Genomic DNA, 7,236 nt, shown 5'->3' with positions numbered 1-7,236 from the left:
TCGGTGGCGCGTGCGGGGTTGGCGAACCCGCGGGCCAACGGGATCGAGGCGATCAAGCGGTTGGCTCGGCTGGATCCGATCGACGTCGCCTGCGGTGACATGGTGCTCACCCAGACCGACGTCCAGTTGCCCGGTGCGTTGCCGTTGTTGCTGTCGCGTACGCACCTGTCGTCGTATCGGTTGGGGAGTTGGTTCGGCCGGTCCTGGGCGTCCACGCTCGATCAGCGCATCGAGGTCGACGACGCCGGGGTCTACCTGGCTACCGCCGACGGGATGGCGTTGATCTACCCGGTCGGCGTGGACGGTCGCCCTGATCGGCTGCCGACCGAGGGGCCGCGGTGGTCGTTGGCGCGGGATCCGGCCGACGATGTCTACCGGGTCACCGATCCCGCTCGGGGTTGGACGTGGCACTTCGGGTCGGTGCCCGGCGCTGTGGCGGGTCAGCTTCCGCTTGTCGCGGTGACCGATCGCAACGGTCACCGGGTCGATGTGCGTCACGACGACAGCGGCGCGCCGGTCGAGGTGGTGCACTCCGGTGGCTACCGGGTGCGGGTGCGTGTCGAGGAGAACCGGATCGTCGGGTTCGACCTCGGCGGGGACGACGCCGATACCGAGTTGATCCGCTTCGGTTACAACGAGGCCGGTGACCTGACCGAGGTCATCAACTCCTCCGGGTTGCCGCTGCGGTTCGACTACGACATCGACGGGCGGGTCACCCAGTGGGTGGACCGCAACGGCACCGAGTACCGCTACACCTACGACGAGGACGGGCATTGCGTCGCCACGTCCGGCACCGGCGGCTGCCTCACGGGGATGCTGCGCTACGACACCGCGGCCCGGGTCACCACTGTGGTCGACTCGCTCGGCCACGCGACGGTCTACCACCTCAACGAGCTGCGGCAGGCCGAACAGGTCACCGACCCGCTGGGCAACGTCACCACCACCGTCTGGGACCGATTCGACCGCAAGCAGGCCGAGACCGATGCGCTCGGGCGGACGACTCGTTGGTCCTACGATGACGACGGCAACCTGGTCGAGGTCACCCGCCCGGACGGCAGCCGGGCGACGGCCACGTACAACGACCTGGGCCAGCCGGTCCTGGTCACCGATGTCGACGGCGCCATCTGGCGGCGCGAGTACGACGAACGCGGCAACCTGACCATGATCACCGACCCGGCCGGCGCCACCACCCGCTACGCCTACGACGAAGCCGGCAACCTGGCCGACGTGACCGACGCCCACGGCAACGTGTCGGTGGTGGCTACTGATCCGACCGGGCTGATCAGCTCGTTCACCGAACCAACCGGTGCGCTGACGACCTACCGGCGCGACTCGGCCGGACGCGTTGCTGAGGTGACCGACCCGCTCGGCGGCACCACCCGCCTCGGCTGGACCGTCGAGGGACGCCTCGCCTGGCGGCGCGGCCCGGACGGGGCGAGCGAGGAATGGACCTACGACCCGGAAGGCAACCTGGTCACCCACACCGACCAGACCGGGGCCACCACCCATTACGAGGTAGGCCCCTTCGACCTGCCGGTGGCACGCACCGGACCCGACGGCGCACGCCTCGCCTTCGCCTACGACACCGAGCTGCGGCTCACCACTGTCACCAACGCCCAGGGGCTCGTCTGGTCCTACGACTACGACCCGGCAGGACGGCTGATCACCGAAACCGACTTCAACGGCCGCACGCAGACCTACACGAACGACCGCGCCGGCCAGATCATCAGCCGGACCAATGGGCTCGGGCAGCGCATCGACCTGGTCCGTGACCTGCTGGGCAACGTGGTGCAGAAGCAGACGGTCGAGGGCACCACCACCTTCGCGTACGACCCGGTCGGCCGGTTGCTGAACGCCACCACACCCGAAGTCGACCTCCACCTCGAGCGCGACCTGATGGGTCGGGTGCTTGCGGAAACTCAGAACGGCCACACCCTGACCTGCGCCTACGACGCGCTCGGCCGGCGGACCCAGCGACGAACTCCGTCAGGTGTGGAGAGCGCCTGGGAGTACGACGCCGGAAGCCGGCCCGTGGCCGTGCAGACCGGCGACGCCACTGTCGCCTTCACCCACGACGCGACCGGCCGGGAAACCCAGCGGACGGTCGGCAACCTTGCCCTGACGCACAGTTGGGACGCGAATCACCGACTGCTCGCCCAGGTGCTCACCGCGAACCCGGCCGGACCGGACGCGGTGCCGGATCTGGTTGCGCACCGGGCCTACCGCTACCGGCCCGACGGCTACCTGACCGACATCGCCGACCAGCTCACCGGTGAGCGCCGACTGGAGCTTGACCGGGCCGGCCGGGTCACCGCCGTGCAGGCCGATGGTTGGACCGAACGGTACGCCTATGACGACGCCGGTAACGTCGCCGACGCCACCTGGCCCGGAGCGGATGACGCCGTCGCGGCTCGGGGCGAGCGGGAGTACAGCGGCACCCTGATCCGTCGGGCCGGGGACCTGCGGTACGAACACGATGCTGCTGGCCGGGTCACGCTGCGACAGCTCACGCAACGTTCAACCAAGCCGCTGACGTGGCGTTACACCTGGGACAGTGAGGATCGGCTGGTCGCGGTGACGACGCCGGACGGCACCCGGTGGCACTACCGATACGACGCGCTGGGTCGGCGGGTCAGCAAGCAGCGCCTCGACGCCGATGGCGCGGTGGCCGAACAGATCGACCTTGCCTGGGACGGCCCACGTCTCATCGAGCAGATCCACCGCCACGACGATGAGGTGAAGACCAGCACCTGGGAGTACGCCCCCGGCGCGTTCACCCCGATCGGCCAGACCGACGGGGTGGTGGGTCAGGACGAGGTAAACCGCCGCTTCTATGCGATCGTGACCGACCTGGTCGGCGCACCGACCGAACTGGTCAGCCCCGACGGCGACATTGCCTGGCAACAGCGGACCACCATCTGGGGCATCCCCACCCAGGTCACCGCCACGGGCGTCGACTGTCCGCTGCGCTTCCCCGGGCACTTCCATGATCCAGAGACCGGCGCCTCAAGCAACTATCACCGCTACTACGACCCGGACACCGCCCGCTACCTCAGCGCCGACCCCCTCGGTCTCGCTCCCGGCTCGAACCCTTACCGATACGTCGTCAACCCATTCCGGTTTGTCGACCCGCTGGGCCTGGCCCCTTACCCGGCGGGAAACGGGATCCCGATTTACCGAGGTACGTCGCGGGCGCTGGAGAATCACATTGCCGACGAGACCGGGAAATTGATGAGTGACGCCGCCCAGCGCGCTTTCATGGAGAGCGGCGGAGTTGTCGACGATGCGGCTCGCGCCTCCCAGGATGCTCACCAGGCCGGTGTTCGTGCGTGGGGCAGCGAGCAGAACTACGCGCAGGCGCACGCCGAGTTCGGCACGGAGATGGCGGAGATCGGAGAGCGTTCCATGATATCTTTCACCAGCGACGTCAATACCGCGAAGACTTTCGCCGGGCCGAACGGGCAGATCTATCAGGCCACTGTCAACCCGAGTGAAGTGATCTTCCAATCTCTACCCGGAGCCGGTGAGTCGGAGATCCTGGTGCGTAATATGATCGATGTGCTGCCATGGCCGTGACCCTCGACCTGGGAGGCGTCCCGTTCGTCTTCTTTCCGGCGGGCGAACCCCTGATGATCCCAGGAGAAGTGGTCAACGCTGATCCCCTCGAGGACCGCCTGCTCGTCGACCATCCACGACTCCGGCGGATTCTGGTGCGCGGCTATCCCTCGATGCCCGCGCTACCCTACGTGCTGCACTGGAGTGACGGCACAGACCTTCGGGCCGTCGACGCTCGGGTCATCGCTGGGACAGTCGATGTCAAGGACTTCCACGGTGCATTGGTGGCCGAGGTCCGTTCTGTCGTCTGCCGCAACTGTGCCGCGATTGTTCGGGCGGTGGTGGCGGAGACTGCCATCTCCGTACTTCAGGGTGACCTGGCTCCGCGGATCGCCGAGCACGAGTTCCGGAGAGACTGCCCGGTCTGCCGAGACGCTTCCTTCCCCTACGTCGTGGAGTACCTCGACGCTGGATAGGTCGATTGGGCATTGGCGGCGGGGTCCGATCCGTCGGCCCCGAACGGGCCAGGAACGAGCAGGGCCGGCCCAGCGGTGCCGCCGTGTGCCGTCGGAGGCGTTGGCGCGTACCCGACTGCCGAATTCGCTGTAGACGACCACCACGACTCGGCGGCCAGCCGGCCCCGAAGCAAGAAGTGGGGTCCGGTAGGGAAGGATCGTCGCCGATCCACCTTCGACCTCGAGTTGCGTAAGTAGGGAACTAATGGCCCCAAAAAAGGGTAGTGAGATCGGCCACCTGATGGAACGGCTGGGTGACCACGGCTTCGCCGTCACTGTCGAGACCGAGGATGAGCTGCACACGCACTGTGTTTCGGGAAATGGTTTCCGGCTGCGGGTGGACATAGGTCCGAAGGGCATTCTGCTCGACTTCGTCGTCGGCCGGAACGGGGAGTCGCCCGAGCTTCGATACAGCATCGACACAGATTTGTATGATACGTCCGACTCTGCTCAGCGATGGTTCGCGGACGAGATCCTGCGCGACATTGCCTCCTTCCTGGACGCTCTGGGGGGCGGGGGTCTCCAGGTGAGTCGTGCACGAGGCAGGACGGCGATCGTCTTCCCACATGAGGATAAATATGTGCGAGTGGAGCGTGGGCGCGTGTTCACCCGCCGGCATGAGTACGAACACGTGTCGGACGCGGAAGGCGGTGACACATTTCAGCCGTTCGGCCCGTGATCAGGGTGCTGTCTCGAAATCGTGCCTCTCCAGTACTCCCGGCCACGGCGACCAGGTGGTGCAGCGGGACGGGTTCGGGTGCCCAACAGCGGTAGAACGCCAGCTCACCGGTGGTGCGGTTGCGGCGGATCAGCAGCCGGTGGTGCCCGCCGTGCTGGTCGGCGGCATGGGACAGGGTGATGAACGCCCAGTCGTAGTAGCGGTGGCCCTTCGCTCCCGCGCCGGCGGAGATCCGCTGCCAGGGGTGGCGGGGCAGCCCGGCGGCGAGGTGACCGGTGCGCAGGTCGAGGGCTGGTTCAAGAGCATCGCCGCCAACCCCGACAGCCGCCCTCAGGCGCGCCCCCACGGCGACGGCGTCACCACCAACCCGCCGGCCTAGCCACCGCACCTACGGTAGACCCATGGAAGTCAACGATTTCTATCGGTACAGCCGCCAGATCAGCGACCAGCTCGCACCCAAGATCAGCCCGAAGTACCGGCCGATCGTCTTGGAGTCCGGAGGCGCCGGGGCCTGGGACCTGGCGATCCCGATACTCGTCGGCGCCCTGTCGGAGGAGGACGTTGTGATCACCACGGCGGAGAAGGACGCGCTGCGGGAGCTCATGGAGTTCCGCCGGGAGCCTCTGACGTACCTGGAGCAGATCCGAACCTCGGACTGACGGCCGAAGCGTAGATCGGGCCCCTCGAACCCTGCACCGTGTCGACCAGCGGGCGTCCCAGACCCGGCCCGATCTCGGCGAGCATGATCCATGGCGCTGCGGGCAGGACTGCTGGTTCGGGGTGTCTGGACAGATCCACGATCCGGAAACCGGTGCCTCATACAACTATCACCGTTACTGGTCGCGGACACCCTTCAGTTGGAAGTGGGCATCGAAACAGGTGAACTCCTCTTCGCCTGGGGCTATCTCCCAGCCACCTCGTGGTCCGCGGCTCTCCTCCCGCGGCCCAGCGTCGTGCCCGGAGTCTTGCGCCTGGTGTCGGTCGATGAGCTGGAAGCGGGCGTCTCGTTGTCGATCTCCCGTAACGATGATTGGAAGGCTGAGTTCGATCAGGCGGCTGGGTCTCTTCGCGTGTCGGTCGAGGGCGACCCGGCAACGTCGCTGGTAGAAATCGCCCAGGGTGTAGCGGTTTGGGTTAGGGCTGGTCTGATTCGTTCGATATGGCTCTGGCCCAACTTTGTTCAATGACAACGGACGTGCACCGGCAGTGCGTATGCCCAGTAGGACCTGACCATCAGCCGGCGCGGAACAGCGGGAGCGGTGTACCCCGGTAGCCGAGCAGGTACTGCTGCGGGTCGGCCCCGAGCACCGTGTCGAGCACCGCTCCGAACACGTCCCGGAAGTCGGTTGTCGCCTTCAGGTCGCCCTGGTCCAGGTCGGTGAGGCTTGGTGGTTGGCCGTGGAAGCCGCCGGCCACCCGCGCTCCGGCGACCAGGACCGGTCCGGCGGTGCCGTGGTCGGTGCCGTCGGAGGCGTTGGCGCGTACCCGTCTGCCGAATTCGCTGTAGACGACCACCGCGACCCGGCGGCCGGCGTCGCTGCCGGCCATCCGGTCCACGAAGCCGGTGAGGGCTGCGTCGAGTTGGCCGAGTAGGGCGTCCTGGGCGGTGCGTTCTCCGGCGTGGGTGTCGAAGCCGCCGAGGCTTACCGAGTACACCCGGGTGGGTACCCCTGCCTCGACGCAGCGGGCGACCAGGGCGAGTTGTGCGCCGAGCGCGCCGCCACCGCCGGTGCCGGTGGCGGTGGCGACCGGGGTCGCGTCGGTCGGGCTGGCGGTCGGGGCCACCGCCTCCCGGACCAGCCGACCCATGTCGACCAGATCGGCGTAGGCGCTGGCGGCCCGGGCCTGCATCGCCGACTCGCCGGCCTGCACCCGACCGAGTGACGCCACCATGGCGGGTGCCACCCAGTCGGGCAGTTCCAAGCCCTGGTAGCTGACGCAGGCGCCGACCCGTCGCCGTCCGACGAGCAGTGGGGGCAGCACCGGTTCGAAGCTGACCGCGGCCTCGACCGGGGCTTGCGTCTCGTCCAGCCAGCGCCCGACCCAGCCGGTGTCGGCCGGGCCGTTCGGCGCGGCGGTCTGCCAGATGTCCATCGACCGGAAGTGGCTGCGGTCCGGTTTCGGGTAGCCGACCCCGTGCACGATGGCGAGCCGTCCGGCCGACCAGAGCGTCGACAGGCCGCGCATCGCCGGGTGCAGACCGTGGTCGCTGTCCAACCGCAGCACCTGCTCCGGCGGGTACGCCAGTTCCGGCCGGGAGGCCCGGTAGGCCGGGTCGGCGTACGGGATGACGGTGTTCAACCCGTCGTTGCCGCCGTAGAGGGTGACCAGGACTACTGTCTCCACCGGACGCCTGGCGACGCGCTGCTCGGGGTCCGCGGTGTCGAGCAGCCGGGACAGGGTGATCGCGCCGGCTCCGGCGGCGAGGGCACCACCGCCGGCCACGCCGGAGGCGAGCAGGAAGCGGCGTCGGGTGAGTCGGTCCAT

At 68.1% G+C, this 7,236-nt stretch carries 6 protein-coding genes and 1 pseudogene; 5 read left to right on the top strand and 2 right to left on the bottom strand.

Going from position 1 to position 7,236, the window contains the following annotated elements:
* From AB0B86_RS32870 to AB0B86_RS32860, 3 genes are all read left to right on the top strand, one after another.
* A partial coding sequence (locus tag AB0B86_RS32870; RefSeq protein ID WP_357420525.1) for a DUF6531 domain-containing protein occupies positions 1-3,576 on the top strand: 3,576 nt, incomplete at its 5' end.
* Entirely contained in the window at positions 3,567-4,031 is a 465-nt protein-coding gene (locus tag AB0B86_RS32865; RefSeq protein WP_357413283.1) for a hypothetical protein, read from the top strand. The genes AB0B86_RS32870 and AB0B86_RS32865, both read left to right, overlap by 10 nt.
* Before the next feature lie 244 nt (positions 4,032-4,275).
* Positions 4,276-4,749 (top strand): hypothetical protein, encoded by a 474-nt coding sequence (locus AB0B86_RS32860; RefSeq protein ID WP_357413290.1) that lies wholly within the window; start codon positions 4,276-4,278, stop codon positions 4,747-4,749.
* A gap of 34 nt (positions 4,750-4,783) precedes the next feature.
* On the opposite strand, the pseudogene AB0B86_RS32855 reads toward AB0B86_RS32860, so the two are convergent.
* Positions 4,784-5,017, bottom strand: a pseudogene (locus AB0B86_RS32855) (IS701 family transposase); the annotation flags it as partial.
* Positions 5,018-5,150: 133 nt separating this feature from the next.
* Between AB0B86_RS32855 and AB0B86_RS32850 the strand changes: the two are divergent.
* Together AB0B86_RS32850 and AB0B86_RS32845 are read left to right on the top strand one after the other, a co-directional pair.
* A complete protein-coding gene (locus AB0B86_RS32850; RefSeq protein ID WP_357413282.1) occupies positions 5,151-5,408 on the top strand; it encodes a hypothetical protein in 258 nt (85 codons plus the stop codon).
* 315 nt (positions 5,409-5,723) lie between these two features.
* Positions 5,724-5,936, top strand: a complete 213-nt coding sequence (locus tag AB0B86_RS32845; RefSeq protein ID WP_357420523.1) for a hypothetical protein — start codon at positions 5,724-5,726, stop codon at positions 5,934-5,936.
* 46 nt (positions 5,937-5,982) lie between these two features.
* Here AB0B86_RS32845 and AB0B86_RS32840 read toward each other — a convergent pair whose 3' ends face one another.
* Positions 5,983-7,236, bottom strand: coding sequence for a DUF1501 domain-containing protein (locus tag AB0B86_RS32840; RefSeq protein ID WP_357420521.1), 1,254 nt, complete (start codon positions 7,234-7,236; stop codon positions 5,983-5,985).

This window comes from Micromonospora sp. NPDC049047 (genome assembly GCF_040649135.1).
Classification (GTDB): Bacteria; Actinomycetota; Actinomycetes; order Mycobacteriales; family Micromonosporaceae; genus Micromonospora.
Note: the sequence above shows the minus strand (reverse complement) of the source record. Positions and strands in the feature narration are given on the sequence as shown.